This window comes from Pseudomonas sp. MF6394, from assembly GCF_002018845.1.
GTDB lineage: Bacteria > Pseudomonadota > Gammaproteobacteria > Pseudomonadales > Pseudomonadaceae > Aquipseudomonas > Aquipseudomonas lactis.
Map to the genome: position 1 here is coordinate 1 of NZ_MVOJ01000045.1, position 20,149 is coordinate 20,149.

17 protein-coding genes are annotated in these 20,149 nt (G+C 59.0%); 13 read left to right on the top strand and 4 right to left on the bottom strand.

All coding sequences use genetic code 11. The features are described 5' to 3' along the window. Positions 1-404: 404 nt before the first annotated feature. The gene (locus tag MF6394_RS30180; RefSeq protein ID WP_078468140.1) at positions 405-1,751 is read right to left on the bottom strand and encodes a spinster family MFS transporter; all 1,347 of its coding nucleotides are present in this window, start codon (positions 1,749-1,751) and stop codon (positions 405-407) included. Positions 1,752-2,004: 253 nt separating this feature from the next. Here MF6394_RS30180 and MF6394_RS30185 point away from each other — a divergent pair, with 253 nt between their 5' ends. Together MF6394_RS30185 and MF6394_RS30190 are read left to right on the top strand one after the other, a co-directional pair. Beyond that, positions 2,005-2,373, top strand: a complete 369-nt coding sequence (locus tag MF6394_RS30185) for a YkgJ family cysteine cluster protein (RefSeq protein WP_032895678.1) — start codon at positions 2,005-2,007, stop codon at positions 2,371-2,373. 139 nt (positions 2,374-2,512) lie between these two features. Further along, a complete protein-coding gene (locus tag MF6394_RS30190) occupies positions 2,513-4,777 on the top strand; it encodes a putative bifunctional diguanylate cyclase/phosphodiesterase (RefSeq protein ID WP_069558408.1) in 2,265 nt (754 codons plus the stop codon). 55 nt (positions 4,778-4,832) lie between these two features. Here the strand turns inward: MF6394_RS30190 and MF6394_RS30195 are convergent, their stop codons facing one another. Both MF6394_RS30195 and MF6394_RS30200 read right to left on the bottom strand, forming a co-directional pair. Then, positions 4,833-9,050 (bottom strand): dermonecrotic toxin domain-containing protein, encoded by a 4,218-nt coding sequence (locus MF6394_RS30195; RefSeq protein WP_078468141.1) that lies wholly within the window; start codon positions 9,048-9,050, stop codon positions 4,833-4,835. 251 nt (positions 9,051-9,301) lie between these two features. Beyond that, positions 9,302-9,607 (bottom strand): DUF2288 domain-containing protein, encoded by a 306-nt coding sequence (locus MF6394_RS30200; RefSeq protein ID WP_032895676.1) that lies wholly within the window; start codon positions 9,605-9,607, stop codon positions 9,302-9,304. Between the two features lie 340 nt (positions 9,608-9,947). On the opposite strand from MF6394_RS30200, the gene MF6394_RS30205 reads away from it, so the two are divergent. From MF6394_RS30205 to MF6394_RS30245, 9 genes are all read left to right on the top strand, one after another. After that, positions 9,948-11,075, top strand: coding sequence for a branched-chain amino acid ABC transporter substrate-binding protein (locus tag MF6394_RS30205; protein WP_003193533.1), 1,128 nt, complete (start codon positions 9,948-9,950; stop codon positions 11,073-11,075). A gap of 227 nt (positions 11,076-11,302) precedes the next feature. Next, positions 11,303-12,226: a high-affinity branched-chain amino acid ABC transporter permease LivH gene (livH, locus tag MF6394_RS30210; protein ID WP_003193535.1), complete on the top strand. Its 924-nt coding sequence runs from the start codon at positions 11,303-11,305 to the stop codon at positions 12,224-12,226. Next, positions 12,223-13,476 carry a high-affinity branched-chain amino acid ABC transporter permease LivM gene (locus tag MF6394_RS30215; protein WP_003193536.1) on the top strand — a complete coding sequence of 418 codons (1,254 nt, stop codon included), beginning with the start codon at positions 12,223-12,225 and terminating at the stop codon, positions 13,474-13,476. Before livH ends, MF6394_RS30215 begins: the two co-directional genes overlap by 4 nt. Next, on the top strand, positions 13,473-14,240 hold the full coding sequence (livG, locus tag MF6394_RS30220) for a high-affinity branched-chain amino acid ABC transporter ATP-binding protein LivG (RefSeq protein WP_003193538.1): 768 nt from the start codon (positions 13,473-13,475) through the stop codon (positions 14,238-14,240). Before MF6394_RS30215 ends, livG begins: the two co-directional genes overlap by 4 nt. A 1-nt stretch (position 14,241) precedes the next feature. Continuing rightward, on the top strand, positions 14,242-14,943 hold the full coding sequence (locus MF6394_RS30225) for an ABC transporter ATP-binding protein (protein WP_003193540.1): 702 nt from the start codon (positions 14,242-14,244) through the stop codon (positions 14,941-14,943). A 247-nt stretch (positions 14,944-15,190) separates the two neighbouring features. Continuing rightward, a complete protein-coding gene (locus tag MF6394_RS30230) occupies positions 15,191-15,487 on the top strand; it encodes a BufA1 family periplasmic bufferin-type metallophore (protein WP_044267561.1) in 297 nt (98 codons plus the stop codon). Between the two features lie 22 nt (positions 15,488-15,509). Beyond that, the gene (gene bufB / locus MF6394_RS30235; RefSeq protein WP_078468142.1) at positions 15,510-16,388 is read left to right on the top strand and encodes an MNIO family bufferin maturase; all 879 of its coding nucleotides are present in this window, start codon (positions 15,510-15,512) and stop codon (positions 16,386-16,388) included. Next, positions 16,385-17,161, top strand: a complete 777-nt coding sequence (locus MF6394_RS30240; protein ID WP_078468143.1) for an HvfC/BufC N-terminal domain-containing protein — start codon at positions 16,385-16,387, stop codon at positions 17,159-17,161. Before bufB ends, MF6394_RS30240 begins: the two co-directional genes overlap by 4 nt. Next, the gene (locus MF6394_RS30245; protein WP_044267569.1) at positions 17,158-17,643 is read left to right on the top strand and encodes a DoxX family protein; all 486 of its coding nucleotides are present in this window, start codon (positions 17,158-17,160) and stop codon (positions 17,641-17,643) included. The genes MF6394_RS30240 and MF6394_RS30245 overlap by 4 nt, the downstream gene beginning before the upstream one ends. Here the strand turns inward: MF6394_RS30245 and MF6394_RS30250 are convergent. Then, a complete protein-coding gene (locus MF6394_RS30250) occupies positions 17,634-18,548 on the bottom strand; it encodes a LysR family transcriptional regulator (RefSeq protein ID WP_069558412.1) in 915 nt (304 codons plus the stop codon). The two genes, MF6394_RS30245 and MF6394_RS30250, sit on opposite strands and share 10 nt — an antisense overlap. Before the next feature lie 217 nt (positions 18,549-18,765). Between MF6394_RS30250 and MF6394_RS30255 the strand changes: the two genes are divergently transcribed. Both MF6394_RS30255 and MF6394_RS30260 read left to right on the top strand, forming a co-directional pair. Continuing rightward, complete coding sequence (locus MF6394_RS30255; protein ID WP_069558413.1) at positions 18,766-19,365, top strand: short chain dehydrogenase; 600 nt, start codon at positions 18,766-18,768, stop codon at positions 19,363-19,365. A gap of 96 nt (positions 19,366-19,461) precedes the next feature. Then, a complete protein-coding gene (locus MF6394_RS30260; protein WP_032895666.1) occupies positions 19,462-20,133 on the top strand; it encodes a COG3650 family protein in 672 nt (223 codons plus the stop codon). The last annotated feature ends 16 nt before the right edge of the window (positions 20,134-20,149 follow it).

Consider the following 20,149-nt stretch of genomic DNA (forward strand, 5'->3'; position numbering starts at 1 on the left):
GGGCACACCGAGCCTAAGCGAGGTGCCGAGTGGTGGGGCAAGAGCGTTTTGCTTACTTTTGCGCTGTTCAAAAGTGAGCCGCCGTCAGGGCGGAACCCTAAGTGGCCGTTACCTAAATAACGGATATGTACCCGATCCAACTGTGTTGACTGTCAGGCCGCCTTCGCGAGCAAGCCCGCTCCCACAGGTTGATCGCGGGGTGCCAGGTAGATGGATGTCAGCTATCCGGTCGTCATCGCAGGCAAGCCAGCTCCCACATTTTTTAGATCGCGGCGCGTCAGTTAGAACAGCGTCGGCTATCCGGCCGTCACGGGCAAGCCCAGCTCCCACAATTGACCACACAAGGTTCAGTCAACTCGGTCAAAGGTGGGAGCTGGCTTGCCTGCGAAAGGGTCACCTCGATCTCAAGCTGTAGCCGCAGCCGCCGGCACCTCAACCGCACTCAACCCTTCCTTCATCCGCTTGGCATCGCGCACAAAACTGCGCGAGGCCTGGAACAGAAACAGCATGGTCAAGAACAGCGCCACCGGAATCAGGTACATGGCGTCATGCAAGCCCACGGCTTTATAAGCCTCGGTCATCTGCTGCGCCCCGTCCGCATACATCGCCGAATGAGCAAAGTGATCGGACAATGCCCCAACCACCACCGGCCCCATGCCACCGCCGAGCAAATACAGCCCGGCAAAAAACAGCGCCATCGCTGTCGCGCGCAAACGCGGTTCGACCACGTCCTGGATCGCGGTATACACGCAGGTGTAGAAGTTGTAGGCAAACAACCAACCCACACTGAACAGCGCAACAAACACCCCGATCTCAACACGCCCGGCGTGCAATGCCCAGGCGGTGGTGACCGTGGAGATGATCAAGCTGAACGCAGCAAACAACAATCGACCATTGGCGACCCGTTGATGAATCTTGTCGGCAATCCACCCACCCAGCGTCAAGCCCACCAGGCCGGTCAGGCCGACGATGACGCCGGTTGCGACGGCCGCGTCCTGCAACGGCATGAGGAAATAGCGTTGCAACATCGGCACCAGGAATGAGTTGCACGCATAGGTGGCAAAGTTAAAACACAGCCCGGCCAGCACCAGCCACAGAAAGGTCGGCACGGCCAGCACGCGGCGGATGGGGCGGTCGACGCGCTCCTGGGAAACTTGCACGGTTTCCGCTGCCCCCCGCTTGGGTTCTTTTATGTAGAACATGAACACCGCCAGGATCAGCCCCGGCACCGCCGCGATAAAGAAGGGCACGCGCCAGCTGTCGAACGCCTTGACCATCGCACCGATGGTGAAGAACGCCAGCAACAGGCCCAACGGCAGGCCGAGCATGAAAATCCCCATGGCCCGGGCGCGGCGGTGGGCGGGAAACAGGTCGCCAATCAGCGAATTGGCCGCCGGTGCATAACTGGCTTCGCCGATGCCAATGCCCATGCGCACCAACAGGAAGGTCCAGAAACTGCCGACCATGCCATTGACCGCCGTCAGCCCGCTCCAGGCGAACAAGCCCCAGCCCATCAACTTGCTGCGTGAACCGGTGTCGGCCAGGCGCCCGAGCGGCAGCCCGGCAATGGCGTAGACGATGGTAAAGGCGGTGCCGATGATACCGAGCTGGAAGTCGCTCAAGTGCCATTCCATGCGGATGGGCTCGATGATGATCGCGGGAATGGTACGGTCAAAGAAATTGAACAGGTTGGCGAGGAACAGCAGGAACAGAATGCGCCAGGCATTCGCCGCTTGGGTCGAGTTCTGCATGGGTCCGTCTCTTTTATTGTTATGAGAGCTGCGATGCCCGATGCATCCTGCTCAGGTCACTGCAACATAGTCAGGCTGGCGGTGATTGTCTGTAATGATTCGTAAAGCTGATAGGGCATGATTTCACCCAGGCAACCGGGGATTTTGCCCACGAAAATATAAGTGCGTGCCCCTCTTCCCAACGGCTATGGCACGGATAGAATGGCGAGCCTTTCGCAGCACCCTCCTCCTACTTTTCTTATTGATGACGCCCATGTCCGAAGCCAGTCCGTGTCTGAATTGCGGTGCCTGCTGTTCACACTTTCGCGTGTCTTTCTTTTGGGGTGAGTGCGCCTCGTCCGGGGGCACGGTGCCCGATGAGCTGGTGGTGCAGATCAACCCCAGCCGCGTGGCGATGATCGGCACCGACCGCAAGCCGGCACGGTGCGCCAGCCTTGAAGGTGAAGTCGGACAAGCCACAAGCTGCTCAATTTATGAGCAACGCTCCAGCGTGTGCCGCGAGTTCGAGGCGTCCTGGAGCCAGGGCGTGCAAAATGTCGATTGCGACGCCGCCCGTGCCGCATTTGGCCTGGCCCCGCTGGAGGCTCCACACTTCGAACTCGACCTGCCGATCAGCGCTTAGCACCAAACGCTATGGAAGGCATATCAAAATAATTTGAGATCAAAACGCCATTACTGATGGCAAAGCTCGAGAGACTCCTATACTCGAGCTCATAGGTCATCGCCGCTGGCAGTGACAGGGCTCTGTGACGGGATAAGCTATGGAATGGCTGGGGCAGCATTTTTTTACCGACCTTCCCGACAGCGGGCACTTATTGCTCAATTGCAGTCATAACCCGTTTCTGGTGTTGCTGGCGTACCTGGTCGCCTGCGCGGCGGGTTTCGGTACCCTGGACATGGCCGAACGTGTCGGCCATGTCGAAAACCCCACCGCCCGCCGCCATTGGCGCTGGCTGGGTGCGGGATGCCTGGCAGGTGGCATCTGGTCGACCCATTTCATCAGCATGCTGGCCTTCCAAGCGCCCATTGCCATTCACTACGAATTGATCTTGACCTTCGCCTCGCTGCTGATCGCTCTGATCGCTTCGTTGCTCGCCATGCAGACCCTCAGTCATACCCACCTGCGTTTTCATCAGTACCTGGTGGCTTCAGTGTGGATGGGGCTGGGTATCGCGTTGATGCACTACGTGGGCATGTCGGCCATGCGTTCCCAGGCCCAGGTGTACTTCGAAACACGGCTGTTTTTGGCCTCGGTGGCGATTGCCATGGGCGCCAGCCTGGCGGCGTTGTTGCTGTCCAGTTACCTGCGCAATGGGGCCGGCGTGTTTCACCAACTGCTCAAATACGCCGCCAGCCTGGTGCTGGGTGCCGGGATCCTGAGCATGCACTTCACCGGCATGGCGGCCATGCAAATGCTGGTGCCCAGCGGCACGGACCTGTCGTTGCGGGCCGATGACAACCCGATTCAACTGGGCCTTTCAGTCGCGATGATCACCTTGCTGGTGATCGGCAGCAGCGTCAGCGCAGCCCTGGCCGACAAGAAGCTGCAACACAAGGAGCGCGACCTGCGCCGGGTCAACGCGCTGCTCAGCGAACTCGACCAGGCCCGCGCCTCGCTGCAACAAGTGGCCCATTTCGACGCGTTGACCAGCCTGCTCAACCGCCGTGGTTTCAATCAGATCTTCGCGGAGAAAGTCGCGGAAAAAACCCGCACTCAGGGCATGATGGCGGTGATCTTCCTCGATATCGACCACTTCAAGCGTATCAATGACAGCCTGGGCCATGATGCCGGCGACCAGTTGCTCACGGTGCTGGCCGGGCATATCAAGGGCTCGATACGCAGCCATGAAGATGTGGTGGCACGCTTTGGCGGCGATGAGTTTTGCATCCTGGTCAATATTCATCACCGCGACGAAGCCCGGAACATGGCCCAGCGCATCATGCAGAAGATGAAAGAACCCATCGAACTGGCCGGCCGGCGCATGGTGATGACCACCAGCATCGGCATCAGCCTGTTTCCCGAAGACGGCCACACCTGCGAAGAACTGCTTAAAACCGCCGACCTGGCGCTGTACCAATCCAAGGATGCCGGGCGCAATTGTCTGAACTTCTTCAGTTCCAACCTTAAAACCCGTGCCTTTCTTGAGCTGCAACTGGAAGAAGAACTGCGCGCCGCCTTGCGTACGCGCAGCCAGTTGGTGCTGTTTTATCAACCGATATTCGACATGAAGCTGGGCAAGGTCACGCGCCTGGAAGCCCTGGTGCGCTGGCAACACCCCCAACACGGGCTGCTGGCCCCGGACCGCTTTATCGGCATTGCCGAGAACAACGGGTTGATCGCCGAACTGGACCACTGGGTACTGCGCCAGGCCTGTCACGACCTGAGCCTGTTGTCTGACCGGGGCTACACCGAGTTGATCATGGCGGTGAACTGCTCGGCGTTGAACCTGGCGCGTGACGAACTGGCCGATGAAATCGAAGACGCCCTGCGCTTCGCCGGCATCGGCACCAACCGCCTGGAACTGGAAGTCACTGAAAACGCGTTGATGGGCAATATCAGCAGCACCCTGGCCCTGTTGCGGCAGATTCGCGCCCTGGGTGTTTCACTGGCCATCGATGACTTCGGCACTGGCTATTCGTCGCTGGCTTACCTCAAGCGCTTGCCGCTCAACACCTTGAAGATCGATCGCTCGTTTATCCAGGACATCCCCAAATCCACCGCAGACAGTGAAATTGTCCAGGCGATTATTGGCATGGCCCACACCCTGCACTTGCAGGTGGTCACCGAAGGGGTGGAAACCCAGGCGCAGTTCGAGCTGTTGCTCAAGCATGGCTGTGACTACATCCAGGGCTACCTGCTCAGCCCGGCGGTGCCCTTCGACGCCATCATCGGCGTGATGCAGGGGATTGCCATGCGCAATCCGCTGTACCCGCTCAGCGTGGAAACCAACAGCGAAACCCCTGCCCCCAAGGATCCCGCTACGGAACGAATGGGTTCGCAGTCTATTGTCAGGCCGATTCGCTGATAGCGTCTGCTGCCCAAAACAAGCCGTGTGCAGGGGATACACGTAGAACCAAGCGCTAGGTATCCAACCTGATAATGAACAGCTGAGAGGGCTGGACGCTACGCCTGTTGTGTTGGAGTCCGCCAATCAGATTAATGACCTTTTGGTGATGCAGCGCCGTACCGAAGTCCGTATTTGTGAAACTGGTGTACTGCAGCCCAAATTGCCCCCTATTCACCCCCCGATAGTCCCGGGATCGATGTAAGGTTCTTCGGAACGCCCGGTCAGCGATAAACGCCCCCGACGTATCGACCAGGTGCAAACAATACAACCTATCGTCCCCTGCTCGCCTGAACAGCAGTTTGGTGCCTGACACCTCCAGAAGCTCTCCATGGGCAACCTTGGCCATTACTTCGGTCATCAATGACCGCAGCGTCACCGGCCCCGGACGCGTGACGGCGTGATTGAAGTGCGGTTCAAAGCGATCCGAAGCAAAATCCACACGCCGCCAGGCTGCTGGCTGCGTACCTTCGTGCGCGCGCCCCAGAGGAATCCTCGGGTTCGATCCTATCGTGTGCCGCGTCGGTTCGAGCAGTGACAAAGGGGTATCCGAGGCTGTCTGCCCAGTGCGCCACACCCGCAGCATGTCCACATACTTGTAGTCCTTGCGATACTTATTGAATACAGCCCGAGCGATCTGCGTGTGGCTCACTGAAGTCAAGTCTGGAAACGCCTCTTGAACATAGGCCGTGATGGTTTTCTCAAACGGTCTTCTTTCGATGACCTGCCAGCTTTGTGCTCCCCGTAAGTAGGCGGCCCGATCATAGGTGGCGATCATCGGTTGTTCGGTGGGGTTGTTGCGCAACATCAGTTCAAAGCTGTCAAAGTCGTCATAGGTGGTACCCGGCTTGTAGATACTTACATTGTCGGCAAACCACAGCGGATTCTCATGGGTGCGATAGTAAAGATCATCGATTTTAATAAAGTTGCCTTCGAGCTGAGACCAACCCGATTGCTGGCTGTAAACCGGTTTGTACTCCCAGATACTGAACATATCAGACTTACGTTGCAGCAAGGCAGGATCAATCTTCGTGCCCCAGGACTTCCATTGCTGAGTCACGATGACACTCGCGCGCGCCGCCGGCAGGGCAACAGGGGCGGTACGCCCGGGGTCTATACCCTGTAGCCGCAGCCTGGCCTGATCGAGCGTCGTGGTCGCATTGAGGTATTGACGAAATTCGACAGGAATATCGCGCAGCCCAATGGCTTGCAATTCCAGCGGGCCATCCCCCAGGCGCCGCACCAGACGAAGCTCCATGGCCCGCTCCCGCCCGGCAGGAAACTCGAACGAATCCAGGACCCGCGCCGCTTGCACATCACCCAGGTCTGGGTAGAGCCGCATCAGGTCATCACGTGCCATACGCGAGTGATAACCGCCCCTCAGGCCAATCTCGGGCGAGCGTATGATCCATTCGTTAGCCGTGTTGCGAGTAATAGGCGGCAGGTGATAGTGATGCCGACCGTCTCGACGTGGGTTCTGCAAACGCCAGGTTCCGATTGCCGTCGTCTCGTCATAGATGACCTTGAACCACTGGTCCTTTTCCTTGAGGAAATGCTGTCCGGGCGCCGAGCCTTTTCCCGCGCGGGTATAAAACCCTTGGCTTTCCCAGCCGGCCAATGGTGTGACGTCTTTGGGCGCCGCGTTGAGCGCCATCTGGTGCGGCAAGCCTGGCCGCGCCGAAGGAAGGCGCACAGGCGCGAACCCCACCGCACCGTCAATCAGCGCCCCCACCATATAGCCGAATGCCCTGACAAACTCATGAGTCGCCCCCACGCTGTCATCATTTTGCAAAGCATCCAGGGCGGCACTCAACGCCATTGCGCTGCGCACCAAGCCAATGACAAACGTCACCTTGACCGGGAAAACCGCTAACGCCACTTCTACCAACCCTTCGATTACCGTCCAGGTGCTGCGCACATTTGACTCATGGGTACTGGTGGTCTTGCGGTCAGCCTGAGCGATGGCAGCGCGGGCCTCGAAATCGTAGGCCCGCTCCAGAAAATTGCCCTTGATGCCCCACAGAGAGATCTCGCTTCGAAAAATCCCTCTTCTGAATGTGGTTCGCAGTCGTGGCAGCGCAGAACCATCCATGCGCTCAAATAAATAATCCTGCCACGCATTGTTATTGACGAATTGATCCAGCAGTTGCGTCATACCGGTGTATTCGCGAAAGGCGCGCCCATCCGGGGACCGTGGGGTATACAAGGCGATCACATTGTTTTTCGGGTTGGCGCAGGTAACCGCCAGGACACCGCGCACGTGAATATCACGTATATAAAGCGCCGAAACGCTGACTTTATAGCCCCCCACCTTGGCCCGCTCCGCAGTCTCGGTGGGGTGGTCAAGCACGCTTTTGACCCGTGCATAACTGTCGCTCGTAAAGTCCTTGGCAATCTTGGCTTCAATCCCATCGACCCTGAGCTGCTTGCACATGACGTCGACGAAACTCTGCTTGAGCTGCTTGGCTTCGGCCGATGTCAGAAGACGTTTATTAAGAAACTCAATGTAGGAGCCGCCTATATCCACGTCACGTACTAGGTCCTTGACCTGTTGTGTGGTCAACGCCGTGTAGGGTTCCCCGTACAGGCTCAATTGGGACTTGGCCACAAACACCTCGTCCAGATAGTCGACATTTTCCAGGGCCAGCGCCGCCAGGCTTTTAGTTTCAGTGGAATAGTGCGGCTGGCCACTCTGCGGATTGGGCCTGGCGCCGGGAAAATAAAGACCTGGCGCGGGGTTGGGCCGACGAACAGTGACCTGAATATCGCACGGGTCCGTCTCGATGCCGTACTGGTTTTCCAGCGCCTGCGCCAGTTGCTCACTGCTGTAGGCCAATAGCGCCTGCTGGTCACCATACTGTAAAACCGAGGGCAGCCCCTCCCCGGTATAAGCACGTTCAAGTTCGCCCAGGTAGTCACGCGCGGCCGCTGCCCAGGCCTGTTTATCGGCCTCTGAGGCCGCGCTTAAAAACTGCTCGAGTTCGGCTTTGGAGCGTTTGGTTTCACGAGCGCGCAACACCTCGCTGACGCTGAAGCACTTTTGCATGTCCATGGTTCGATCCAGGCTGACTGGCAGCTGGCTGAAGTCTTCATCCGTGCCCCGGCGCTGATACCGACTCACCATGAACGCAAAATCATCGACCAGCTTTTCATACTGCGCCGCCACGCTGGCGCTGAAGACTGATTCAAGGATTTCTTTGTAGTCAAAGCAACCGGTGGTCTGTGCCTTGTCACGCAGGGCCGTCGCGGGTTCGTAGTGTTTGTCCGCAAGCAGGGAGAAGAGGCCATCGAACTCGTAGTCGGTGTTTAATCGCCGATGCAGTTCCTGATCCAGAAGCGCCAAGGACTGGAACGCCTCGAGGCCGCGATTAGGTGTAAACAAAACGACGATACCCACATTGACGCTGGTTGTTACCGGGCGAGCCACGAGCGGTGCAAGCGGCTTACTCCTGTTGGAGGACGAATCGAAAGGGTCCCTAGCGGTCAGCATCACCGCACCCTGCAAAGGCATATCAGCGCCAGTACCTGCGCCCTTCAACACCACGGCGTAAGCCGCTGGCCTGTTGGGCCGTGCTTGCCGTGCGACCGCATCGGGATATGCCACGAACGTCTCGACCAGGCGCAAGCCGTTGGTGTTAAGCGTCCCATCGGCCCTGAGCAACGAAGCCTCTACGCTGATCTGTTTGCTACGTGCCGAGATCACAGAATCCTGGGGCAAGCGCGGGTCGGTCGTACTGACTGCCTGTTTCCAGAAAGTATCCAGGCACGCCCGGTAGGCCGTCTGCAGCGAAGCCGACAGTTCATCGAGAAACGTGTCAAATGCAGCCGGTGTCAGCGATGAGGGCAACTGCTCGTCGGCGTCCTTGTCGCGGTCAAAGGTAAAAGTAGTGCTGCGGCTGGCAAAAGACGCGGGTTGCTGGTCAACGATTCGTCTGATGACAGCATCCATCACGCTTGGAAGCAGCCGAGTCGCCTGAACGGCGTCCTGCGCAACCACAACGTCGCTCGGATCGCTTTTGATAAATACCCGAGACGCGTCCAGGTTTGCGGGCGATGTGAACGTCGCATTTACCCGTTCATTGATAAAGGCCGAGAAGGTGGGGCGAGACCGCAGGAACTGCAGTGTGGTGTCGATGCCCTGGAGCTGGTCGCGGTAATGGGTCTTGTATTCGTTGTCCTGCGTCGCCGCAAGGCTTGCGGCAGGCGTGGAGGACAATCGGTAAGTCGGTTGCATGGTCGAGCCCTGAGTCAATGATTTCAGGGCTGAGAATTACGGATGTGTCGCTGGAAACAGCGTTACATACTTACCGGGAAGATCCTGACATACCCTATAACAATTAAAACGGCGTGGCAGAAGGCATACAACTGTGCCCGTGACGTTAACGTCACCCTTGCGTGTGACGTTTCTTCACGGCAAAGAGCCATCACGCTACTCGATTACACACTTTAACCCTCCGTAAGTTCGCGCCAAATAAGTGCAGCGCCTCAGAGTCGTGCCCTTTCCTGGATCAGAATCCAGGGCGAGACCACCACCGCCCATAAACTCGGATCCCGTTCAACCAGGTCCAATGCCCGCGTCGCAGACACTTCGCCAAGGCTCCCGGCGGCTAGCCAGGCGGCGACTTTGTCCCGGTTGTCTTCGGCCATTCCCTCGGCAGCCTCGATCAAATCCAGGCTGGCATCGACCCACAATAGGGCACCCTTGGCAAAGAACGGCTCAAGCTCCTTCCAGGAAATTTCGGCGGTTTCACCGAGCAGCTTGGCATAGAGGGTGCTTGGTTCTTGCGTCATGGGAATTCACCTGAGTAAAAAATCGGCGCAATCATAGCCCCGTCGCTCAGGCAGAAAAACCCAGTAGCAAATGAAGTAGCGATTGAAAGTGCCAGGAAAGCCAAGGAATGCCTCGAAAGCTGTTAGCAACCCGCCGCGATTCTGTCTTTTTCTTTCATTTAAGCGACATACCCAGGTTTTGCCCCCAGCTGCCAGCTTTTCAAGCGATCAGCCAGCGCTCTACACTGTACCGGTACAGTTGCCAGGGCAATACCGGGGGATATCCGCGATATCTGATCCGGTTCTGCAGCTCACAAGGCCGCTAGAACTATAAAAAATACAACAGTAAGAGTGGAGCACTATGAATAAGGCTACTAAGCAGATTTCCAAACTGTTTGCCGCTATGGTCCTGGCTGGGGTTGCCGGCCATTCGTTCGCAGCCGACACCATCAAGATCGGCATCGCCGGTCCCAAGACCGGTCCGGTGACGCAATACGGCGACATGCAATTCATGGGTGCCAAGCAAGCCATCAAAGACATCAACGCCAAGGGCGGCGTAGACGGCAAGATGCTTGAAGCCAAGGAATACGACGACGCTTGCGATCCAAAACAAGCCGTGGCCGTTGCCAACAAAGTGGTCAATGATGGCGTCAAGTTCGTCGTCGGCCACCTCTGCTCCAGCTCCACTCAGCCAGCGTCGGATATTTATGAAGACGAAGGCGTCATCATGATTACCCCGGCTGCCACCAGCCCTGAAATCACGTCCCGTGGTTACAAGCTGATCTTCCGCACCATCGGCCTGGACAGCGCGCAAGGCCCAGCGGCCGGCAACTACATCGCCGACCACGTGAAGCCGAAAATCGTTGCCGTACTGCACGACAAGCAGCAATACGGTGAAGGCATCGCCAGCGCCGTGAAGAAGACCCTTGAAGAAAAAGGCACCAAGGTTGCCGTCTTCGAAGGCCTGAACGCCGGTGACAAAGACTTCTCCTCGATCATCCAGAAACTCAAGCAAGCCAACGTCGACTTCGTCTACTACGGCGGCTACCACCCTGAGCTGGGCCTGATCCTGCGCCAAGCCAAGGAAAAAGGCCTGAACGCCAAGTTCATGGGCCCAGAGGGCGTGGGTAACGACTCGATCTCGCAAATCGCCCAGGGCGCTTCCGAAGGGCTGCTGGTAACCCTGCCGAAATCCTTCGACACCGACCCAGCCAACAAAGCCATCGTTGAAGAGTTCGCCAAGAACAAGCAGGACCCAACCGGTCCGTTCGTGTTCCCGGCCTACTCGGCAGTTGAAGTGATTGCCGGTGGTATTGCTGCGGCCAAAAGCGAAGACACCGCCAAAGTGGCCGAGGCCATCCACGCCGGTACCTTCAAGACCCCTACGGGCGACCTGAGCTTCGACGCCAAGGGCGACCTGAAGGACTTCAAGTTCGTGGTCTACGAATGGCACTTCGGTAAACCAAAAACCGAAGTTTCCCCTCAGTAAGCCAGGCGTTACTGGTCAACAAGCCCACTGTGCAAGCAGTGGGCTTTGTTTTACGAGGTTTATGGGCCATGTCACCCGCGATCCGGGCGCTGGCTCACCTGAAAATCTTAAAACCGTCACCAGCGGTTCGCTGGCAAACGCTTTGTGCAACCTGGTCACAGAACAGGGCACCGAGCCGGAAATGACTCCACCAGTGAAATGCGTATCGGGTTTTTAGGAGCGCTGTAATGCCTGAGATCTATCATTTTTTCCAACAGCTGGTTAATGGCCTGACCATTGGCAGCACCTATGCCTTGATAGCCATTGGCTACACAATGGTTTACGGCATCATTGGAATGATCAACTTCGCCCATGGCGAGGTGTACATGATTGGTTCCTACGTGGCCTTCATCGCCCTTGCCGGGCTGGCCATGATGGGGATCCACTCCCTGCCGCTGTTGATGACCGCTGCGTTTTTGGCGTCGATCATCGTGACCAGTGCCTATGGCTACAGCATCGAGCGGGTTGCCTACCGTCCCCTGCGGGGCAGCAACCGTTTGATCCCGCTGATTTCTGCCATCGGCATGTCGATTTTCCTGCAGAACACCGTATTGCTGTCCCAGGACTCCAAGGACAAGTCCATTCCCAACCTGATTCCGGGGAGCATCTCCTTCGGCCCGGGTGGCGCACAGGAAGTGCTGATTTCGTACATGCAGATTCTGGTTTTCGTGGTCACCCTGGTGGCCATGTTGGGCCTGACGCTGTTCATCTCCCGCTCCCGTCTGGGGCGCGCCTGCCGGGCCTGTGCCGAAGACATCAAGATGGCCAACCTGCTGGGCATCAACACCAACAACATCATCGCCCTGACCTTCGTCATTGGTGCTGCGCTGGCGGCCGTGGCGGCCGTGTTGCTGAGCATGCAATACGGCGTGATCAACCCCAACGCCGGTTTCCTGGTGGGCCTCAAGGCCTTTACCGCAGCGGTATTGGGCGGCATCGGCAGTATTCCGGGCGCCATGCTCGGCGGGCTGGTGCTGGGTGTGGCCGAAGCCTTTGGCGCCGATATCTTCGGTGACCAGTACAAGGACGTCGTCGCGTTCGGCCTGTTGGTTCTGGTGTTGTTGTTCCGTCCGACCGGCATCCTGGGCCGTCCGGAGGTTGAGAAAGTATGAGCAGATATCTTAAATCGGCGTTTTTCAGCGCCTTGCTGGTCTGGGCCGTGGCCTTTCCGGTACTCGGTCTCAAACTGAGCATTGTCGGCATCAACCTGGAAGTGCATGGCACCGGGCCTGTCACCCTGACTGTCATCGCGCTGTGTTCGGTGCTGATGTTCCTGCGTGTACTGTTCACCCAGCAGGTCGGAGCCTTGTTCAAGGGCAACCGTGGCCCGTTGGTGTCGCCCAAGGTCAGCCAATTTCTGACCCTGCCGCGCACCCAGCGCTACATCATCATCGGGTTGATCATCGCGGCGCTGATCTGGCCGTTCTTTGGCTCGCGCGGCGCGGTCGACATTGCCACCCTGATCCTGATCTACGTATTGCTGGGCCTGGGCCTGAACATCGTGGTGGGCCTGGCCGGCCTGCTCGACCTGGGTTATGTGGGCTTCTACGCCGTGGGTGCCTACACCTACGCGCTGCTCTCGCATTACCTGGGCTGGAGCTTCTGGATCTGCCTGCCGCTGGCCGGTATGGCAGCGGCCACGTTCGGCTTCCTGCTGGGCTTCCCGGTGCTGCGCCTGCGCGGTGACTACCTGGCCATCGTGACCCTGGGCTTCGGCGAAATCATTCGCCTGTTCCTGCGTAACCTTACCGACATCACCGGTGGCCCCAACGGCATCAGCAGCATCCCCAAGCCGACATTCTTCGGGCTGTCGTTCGACCGCAGCGCCGCCGAAGGCATGCAGACCTTCCACGAGTACTTCGGGATTGCCTACAACCCGGTGAGCAAAGTGGTGTTCCTGTACCTGGTCGCGCTGTTGCTGGCATTGGCGGCCCTGTTCGTGATCAACCGCCTGCTGCGTATGCCCATCGGGCGCGCCTGGGAAGCGTTGCGCGAAGATGAAATCGCCTGTCGCGCCCTGGGCCTGAACCCGACCATCATCAAACTTTCCGCATTCACCCTGGGCGCTGCGTTTGCAGGTTTTGCCGGCAGCTTCTTCGCCGCTCGCCAAGGCCTGGTGACGCCGGAATCGTTCACCTTTATCGAGTCGGCGATCATTCTCGCCATCGTGGTATTGGGTGGCATGGGCTCGCAACTGGGCGTGATCCTCGCGGCCATCGTGATGATCCTGCTGCCGGAAATGATGCGTGAGTTCAGCGAATACCGCATGTTGATGTTCGGCGCCATGATGGTGCTGATGATGATCTGGCGCCCTCAAGGCCTGCTGCCCATGCAACGTCCACACATGGAGCTGCGCAAATGAGCCGCGAGATCCTGAAAGTCGAAAATTTGAGCATGCGCTTCGGCGGTTTGCTGGCGGTCAACGGCGTGGCCCTGACCGTCAAAGAAAAGCAAGTGGTAGCCCTGATCGGCCCCAACGGCGCCGGCAAGACCACGGTGTTCAACTGCCTCACCGGTTTCTACAAGCCGAGCGGTGGCAGCATCCTGCTGGACGGCCAGCCGATCCAGGGCCTGGCCGGCCACGAAATCGCGCGCAAAGGCGTGGTGCGTACCTTCCAGAACGTGCGGTTGTTCAAGGACATGACGGCGGTCGAGAACCTGTTGATCGCCCAACACCGTCACTTGAACACCAACTTCTTCGCCGGCCTGTTCAAGACCCCGGCGTTCCGCAAGAGCGAGCGCGAGGCCATGGAATACGCGGCGTACTGGCTGGACAAGGTCAACCTGACCGAGTTCGCCAACCGCCCCGCCGGGACCCTCGCCTACGGCCAGCAACGTCGCCTGGAAATCGCCCGTTGCATGATGACCCGCCCGCGCATCCTGATGCTCGACGAACCTGCCGCCGGCCTGAACCCCAAGGAAACCGAAGACCTCAAGGCGCTGATCAGTGTGCTGCGTGAGGAAAACAACGCCACGGTACTGTTGATCGAACACGACATGAAACTGGTCATGAGCATCTCCGACCACATCGTGGTGATCAACCAGGGCACGCCGCTGGCCAACGGGACGCCGGAGCAGATCCGCGACAATCCTGAAGTGATCAAAGCCTATTTGGGGGAAGCGTAAAATGCTGCAATTCGAAAACGTTTCCACTTTCTACGGCAAGATCCAGGCCCTGCACAGCGTCAATGTGGAAGTGCGCCAGGGTGAGATCGTCACCCTGATCGGCGCCAACGGCGCCGGCAAATCGACCTTGCTGATGACCTTGTGCGGTTCGCCGCAAGCCTACAGTGGCAGCATCCGCTACATGGGTGAAGAACTGGTGGGCAAGCACTCCGCCGAGATCATGCGCAAGAGCATTGCGGTGGTGCCGGAAGGCCGTCGGGTGTTCTCGCGCCTGACCGTCGAAGAGAACCTGGCCATGGGTGGGTTCTTTACCGACAAGGGCGATTACCAAGAGCAGATGGACAAGGTGCTGCACCTGTTCCCCCGTCTCAAGGAACGCTTCAGCCAGCGCGGCGGCACCATGTCCGGCGGCGAACAGCAAATGCTCGCCATTGGCCGGGCGCTGATGAGCAAGCCAAAGCTGTTGCTGCTGGACGAGCCTTCCCTGGGCCTGGCACCGATCATCATCCAGCAGATCTTCGACATCATCGAACAGCTGCGCAAGGACGGTGTGACGGTGTTTTTGGTAGAGCAGAACGCCAACCAGGCGCTGAAAATCGCTGACCGCGCCTATGTGCTGGAGAATGGCCGAGTGGTGATGCAGGGCACCGGTGAGCAATTGCTGACCGATCCGAAAGTGCGGGAGGCGTACCTGGGCGGCTAAACACAGGCGGCCATAGAAACCGGATCAAAAATGTGGGAGCGGGCTTGCTCGCGAATGCGGTGAATCAGCCAGGAAACTGTTGGCTGACACACTGCATTCGCGAGCAAGCCCGCTCCCACATTTGTTTGGTGTGAACCCTAATATTTAATTTATTTTCGAGGTTTGTGTAACGCAATTCGTCGAGCTCTCTCTAGTGGTGCATGCAGGCAATCAAACCTGCGCATTCAACCACTGCTGGAGACACACCATGACCACCAAACTGTCCGCTGCCACCCTCGTTCTGGCCCTTGGTTCTGCCCTGAGCCTGTCCGCCCTGACCACCACCGCCCACGCGGCCGACGACATGCAGAAATGCTTCGGCGTGGCTGAAGCCGGCAAGAATGACTGCGCCGCGGGCGCCGGTACTTCCTGCGCTGGCACCTCCAAAACCAAAGACCAGGCCAATGCCTGGAAACTGGTCCCTGCCGGCACGTGCACCCAGACCCCAAGCACCACCTCGCCGACCGGTTTTGGCCAGGAAGCGGCCTTCACCGCCCAATCCTGACCCCCGCGCAGCCTGAGTACTGATGATGACGCTTACAGCCCAACACGCGGTCTCACCGGCTCAGGCGCCCGGCCTGCCCTATCGGGCCGGGCTGGGGCTCAAGACCGAGCACTTCACCGAGGTGCTCGAGACCCGCCCCGACATCGGTTTTTTCGAAGTACACGCCGAAAACTACATGGTGGCCGGCGGCCCGTTTCACCACTATCTGGGGTTGATTCGTGCGCAGTACCCCCTGTCACTGCATGGCGTCGGCCTGTCCATTGGCGGCGAAGGCCCTCTGGACCGCGAGCACTTGGCTCGCCTGGCCACGCTGATCGAACGCTACCAACCCCAGTCTTTTTCCGAACACCTGGCCTGGTCCAGCCACGGCCCGGTGTTTCTCAACGACCTGCTGCCCCTGGCCTACGACGCCAGCACCCTGGAGCGGGTATGCGCACACGTCGACCAAGTACAAAGCACGCTCAAGCGTCCGATGCTGCTGGAAAACCCGTCCACTTATCTGCAGTTCCAGCGCTCTACCCTGGACGAAACCGACTTTATCAGCGAGATCATCCGCCGTACCGGTTGCGGCCTGCTGCTCGACGTCAACAACGTCTACGTGTCCTGCATCAATCATCAGCGCGACCCGCTGGCCTACATCGATGCCCTGCCATTGCACGCAGTGGGTGAGATTCATCTGGCCGGCTTTGCCGAAGACACTGACAGCCTGGGCGACCGCCTGCTGATCGATGACCACGGCGCGCCGATCGATAACGCCGTGTGGCAGCTGTACGCACAGGTATTGGCGCGGACGGGAGCTGTGGCCACGCTGATCGAGCGGGATAACCAGGTGCCCGCGTTCAGCGTTTTGCAAGTAGAGGCTCGACAGGCCGAAGGGTATTTGTCGCAGGTGGCCCGATGAGTATTCAGCAGGCATTTGCCCAGGCTTTACTGGCCCCGCAAGCAACCTGCCCCGAGGGCGTGTTCAGCAGCAACGGTGCCGAGCCGGCGAGCCGCTTTGCGGTGTATCGCAACAATGTGCATAGCGCGTTGATCAATGCCTTGGTAGCCGCCTACCCGGTGGCGCGGCAACTGGTCGGCGATGAGTTTTTCCGCACCATGGCCGGCCTGTATGTCCAGGCCCACCCGCCTATCAGCCCGTTGATCAGTGAGTACGGCGGCACGTTCGCTGACTTTATCCAGGCTTTCGAACCGGCCTCAAGCGTGCCCTACCTGGCCGATGTCGCCCGGCTGGAACGCGTACGGGTTCGCGCTTATCACGCGTCGGATTGCCAGGTCCTGGATCAGCACAGCGTACTTGAGCAACTGCAAGGTTGCGTGCAACTGGGGCAACTGCGTGTACGACTGCATCCGTCACTCGCCACGCTGGAATCTTCCTACGCGGTGGTATCGGTTTGGGCGGCGCACCAGACCGACGGGGCCGTCGCCAGCTTGAACCCCTGGTATGCCCAAGGCGCGCTGGTCTTGCGCCAAGGGTTGGCGGTCAAGGTATTCGCTGTCGACAGCGGATCAGTGACCTTTATCAACCGCCTCAACCAAGGCGCTGGGTTGGAGATGGCCATAGCTGATGCTCTGGAAGCCTCCACCGAATTCGATTTGCACCAATGTCTCACGCTGTTGATCAGCCACGACGCCATCACCCATTTGCACCTGCCACCCGAGGTATTGCCATGAACATTCCCGCTCCCTGCCTGGTAAAGCGAACCGTCGCACTGTTTGAAAAAATCCCCTACAGCCTGATCGCCTTTATCGCGCGCTTCTCCATTGCGGCGGTGTTCTGGAAGTCCGGGCAGACCAAGGTCGAGGGCTTTGCCATCGACCTGATCAGCGGCACCTTCCAATGGGGCGAGCCCAAACTTGCCGCCTCGACCCTGTTTTTGTTTCGCAGCGAATACCAACTGCCTCTGCTGTCGCCGCAGGTGGCCGCGCACCTGGCAACCTTTGCCGAGCACTTTTTTCCGGTATTGATCCTGCTGGGGTTCGCCACGCGGTTTTCGGCCCTGGCCTTGATCGGTATGACCCTGACCATCCAGCTGTTCGTCTACCCGGACGCCTATCCCACTCACGGCACCTGGCTGGCGCTGTTATTGCTGTTGCTTGCCAAAGGGCCGGGTTGGCTGTCCGTCGACCACCTGATTGCCCGTCGTTATCGCTGAAGTCGGTCCAGTGCCTCGCCGCTGCGCTTGAACCCGTCCACCAGGTAGTCGGCCAACACCTGGGTACGCCGTGGCAGGCCGCCCTGATAGGGATGCACCAGGTACATCGGCATGCTGCGTGTCTGATAGTCGCGCAGCAGCCAGCGCAATCGGCCGTCAGCCAGTTCCGCAGGTAGAACGTAGGACGGCAGGCGGGCAATACCGGCGCCGACCAACGCGGCTTTTTTCAGCAGGTTGTAGTGGTTGGAGGCGAAGGTGCCGCTCACCTTTACCCGCAGCAGTTCGTGTTGCTGGTGGTACAACCATTCCTCGCGGCCGCTGTAATGGCTGTTGAGCAGACAGCTGTGCGCCGCCAGGTCCGCCGGGGTCAGTGGTTCGCCATGCTGTTCCAGATAAGCCGGGCTGGCGCAGGTCATTTCATGCCAGGCCAGCAAGGGTTTGGCCACCAGGCGTTCATGTTCGATGGCGCCGGAGCGTACGCCCAAGTCAAAGCCATCGCGTGCCAAGTCTCGGTAGCTGTTATTGAGCTCCAGCTCGATCTGCACCTGGGGATATTGCTTGGAGAATTCCAGTAACAAACCATCGAAGAAGGTTTCGCCCAACGACACCGGAACGGTCATACGCACAGGGCCGGCCAAATCATCTTTGAGTCGCGCCAAGGCCTGGCGGGCGCGTTCCACCTGCACCACCAACGCTTGTGCCTGGGGCAGCAACGCCGCGCCGGCAGCGGTGAGGCTCAGCTTGCGCGTGGTGCGGTGCAGCAGTACCACGGCGAACTGCGCTTCCAACTGGCTGATGCGCTTGGATAACTGCCCTTTGCTGCAGCCCAATTGTGCAGCCGCCACGGTGAAACTGCCGGCTTCGATCAGCACGGCGAACGCCGCCAGGTCATCCATTTCGCTCATGGATTGTTTCCATTTGAAAACCAAAGGTTGCCTATTAGCGCGTTTATCCGACTAAAAAGCCACACTAGACTGAATGCAACCCCATACCACTGTAGGAGCGAGCTTGCTCGCGAAAAACTCAAGATCGCCGCCGTGTAGTCAGTTTTACCGCGTGATCGTTGACGTTCTTCGCGAGCAAGCTCGCTCCTACAGGGAATCAGCCCAGAGGAACAGCACGATGAAAATCCTATTGATCGGTGCCAGCGGCACCATCGGTTCAGCGGTCAAGGCGGAACTGGCCCAGCGCCACGAAGTGATCAGCATCGGCCGCACCAGCGGCGACTTTCAGGTGGATATCAGCGATAGCGCCTCGATCCGCAGTCTGTTCGAGCAGACCGGCAAGTTCGACGCCCTGATCTGCGCGGCAGGCAACGTCAACTTCGTGCCCCTGGCAGACATGAACGACAGCGATTTCGAACTGGGCCTGCGTGACAAGCTGATGGGCCAGGTCAACCTGCTGTTGATCGGTCGTGAGTACGCCAACGATGGCGCTTCGTTCACGTTCACCAGCGGCATTCTGAACCGTGATCCGATCCGCACCGGCGCTTCGGCGGCTTTGGTCAACGGTGCATTGGACGCCTTCGTCAAAGCGGCGGCCATTGAGTTGCCACGCGGCCTGCGCATCAACTCGGTCAGCCCGACGGTGTTGCTGGAAGCCATGGGCAGCTATGCCCCTTATTTCCGCGGCTATAAACCTGCCCCCGCCGCCGATGTGGCGCTGGCTTACGCGAAAAGCGTCGAAGGCCTGCAAACCGGTCAGACCTTTATCGTAGGTTGAAGGTGATATCTGTAAGAAACGCCTGAAGCTGGCAAGCGGGCTTGTGATGCACGGCCAGCCTGCGTAACGTGGCGGCACTTGCCTGGAGACCCGATAATGCGCGCCGCCCGTACCCTCGCCCTGTTTGCCTTGCTTCCTCTGTTCGCCGCCTGCCAATTGTTTGAAAGCGAGCCGGCCAAGCCATCGACTGTCGGGCTGACCCGTATGCAGGGTGAGTTGACGGCGGTGGACGGCAAACTGCTGTTCCAGCCATGTGGCGACCAGCGTAGCTACGTGGTCAACGACACCGGCGGCACCAGCGTCCTGCAGGAAGCGGCCTCGCTGGCTGGCCAGCAGGGCATGCTGTTTGCCGACCTGCGTGGCAAGTTTTCCGGGGTCGCCAGCGGCACCCAGGGCTCAGTGGACCTGCAACAGTTGTATCGCGTCGAACGCTCGACCTCAGCCTGCTCCGACCCGGACTTCAAGCGCATGATCCTGCGGGCCAATGGCCATAAACCCGCTTGGGCAATGAATGTCACGGCCAAGGGCATGGTGCTGGAACGCGAAGGCCAGCCACCTTTGGCAGTGCCGTACGTCGAGGAACAACTGGGCGACGGCCGTTTCAACCTGATGACCGAAGCCAATAACCAGCACATCGAACTGTGGGTGGCGCCCCAGCGCTGCGTCGACAGTGTGAGCGGCAGCCTGCAACACATGAGCGCCGAGTTGCGCGTGAACGGCCAGGTGCAGCGCGGTTGCGCGGCGTTCGGCGGCTCGCGGGACGATTAACCTGACGGAAAGTCGC

Bases quoted from the DNA above. Each gene is read 5' to 3' on its own strand.
- MF6394_RS30260 (WP_032895666.1), top strand. From the start codon at position 19,462: ATGCGCGCCGCCCGTACCCTCGCCCTGTTTGCCTTGCTTCCTCTGTTC.
- MF6394_RS30195 (WP_078468141.1), bottom strand. From the start codon at position 9,050: ATGCAACCGACTTACCGATTGTCCTCCACGCCTGCCGCAAGCCTTGCG.
- bufB (WP_078468142.1), top strand. From the start codon at position 15,510: ATGATGACGCTTACAGCCCAACACGCGGTCTCACCGGCTCAGGCGCCC.
- MF6394_RS30250 (WP_069558412.1), bottom strand. From the start codon at position 18,548: ATGAGCGAAATGGATGACCTGGCGGCGTTCGCCGTGCTGATCGAAGCC.
- livH (WP_003193535.1), top strand. From the start codon at position 11,303: ATGCCTGAGATCTATCATTTTTTCCAACAGCTGGTTAATGGCCTGACC.
- MF6394_RS30255 (WP_069558413.1), top strand. From the start codon at position 18,766: ATGAAAATCCTATTGATCGGTGCCAGCGGCACCATCGGTTCAGCGGTC.
- MF6394_RS30245 (WP_044267569.1), top strand. From the start codon at position 17,158: ATGAACATTCCCGCTCCCTGCCTGGTAAAGCGAACCGTCGCACTGTTT.
- MF6394_RS30185 (WP_032895678.1), top strand. From the start codon at position 2,005: ATGTCCGAAGCCAGTCCGTGTCTGAATTGCGGTGCCTGCTGTTCACAC.
- MF6394_RS30215 (WP_003193536.1), top strand. From the start codon at position 12,223: ATGAGCAGATATCTTAAATCGGCGTTTTTCAGCGCCTTGCTGGTCTGG.
- MF6394_RS30225 (WP_003193540.1), top strand. From the start codon at position 14,242: ATGCTGCAATTCGAAAACGTTTCCACTTTCTACGGCAAGATCCAGGCC.
- MF6394_RS30205 (WP_003193533.1), top strand. From the start codon at position 9,948: ATGAATAAGGCTACTAAGCAGATTTCCAAACTGTTTGCCGCTATGGTC.
- MF6394_RS30180 (WP_078468140.1), bottom strand. From the start codon at position 1,751: ATGCAGAACTCGACCCAAGCGGCGAATGCCTGGCGCATTCTGTTCCTG.
- MF6394_RS30240 (WP_078468143.1), top strand. From the start codon at position 16,385: ATGAGTATTCAGCAGGCATTTGCCCAGGCTTTACTGGCCCCGCAAGCA.
- MF6394_RS30230 (WP_044267561.1), top strand. From the start codon at position 15,191: ATGACCACCAAACTGTCCGCTGCCACCCTCGTTCTGGCCCTTGGTTCT.
- livG (WP_003193538.1), top strand. From the start codon at position 13,473: ATGAGCCGCGAGATCCTGAAAGTCGAAAATTTGAGCATGCGCTTCGGC.
- MF6394_RS30190 (WP_069558408.1), top strand. From the start codon at position 2,513: ATGGAATGGCTGGGGCAGCATTTTTTTACCGACCTTCCCGACAGCGGG.
- MF6394_RS30200 (WP_032895676.1), bottom strand. From the start codon at position 9,607: ATGACGCAAGAACCAAGCACCCTCTATGCCAAGCTGCTCGGTGAAACC.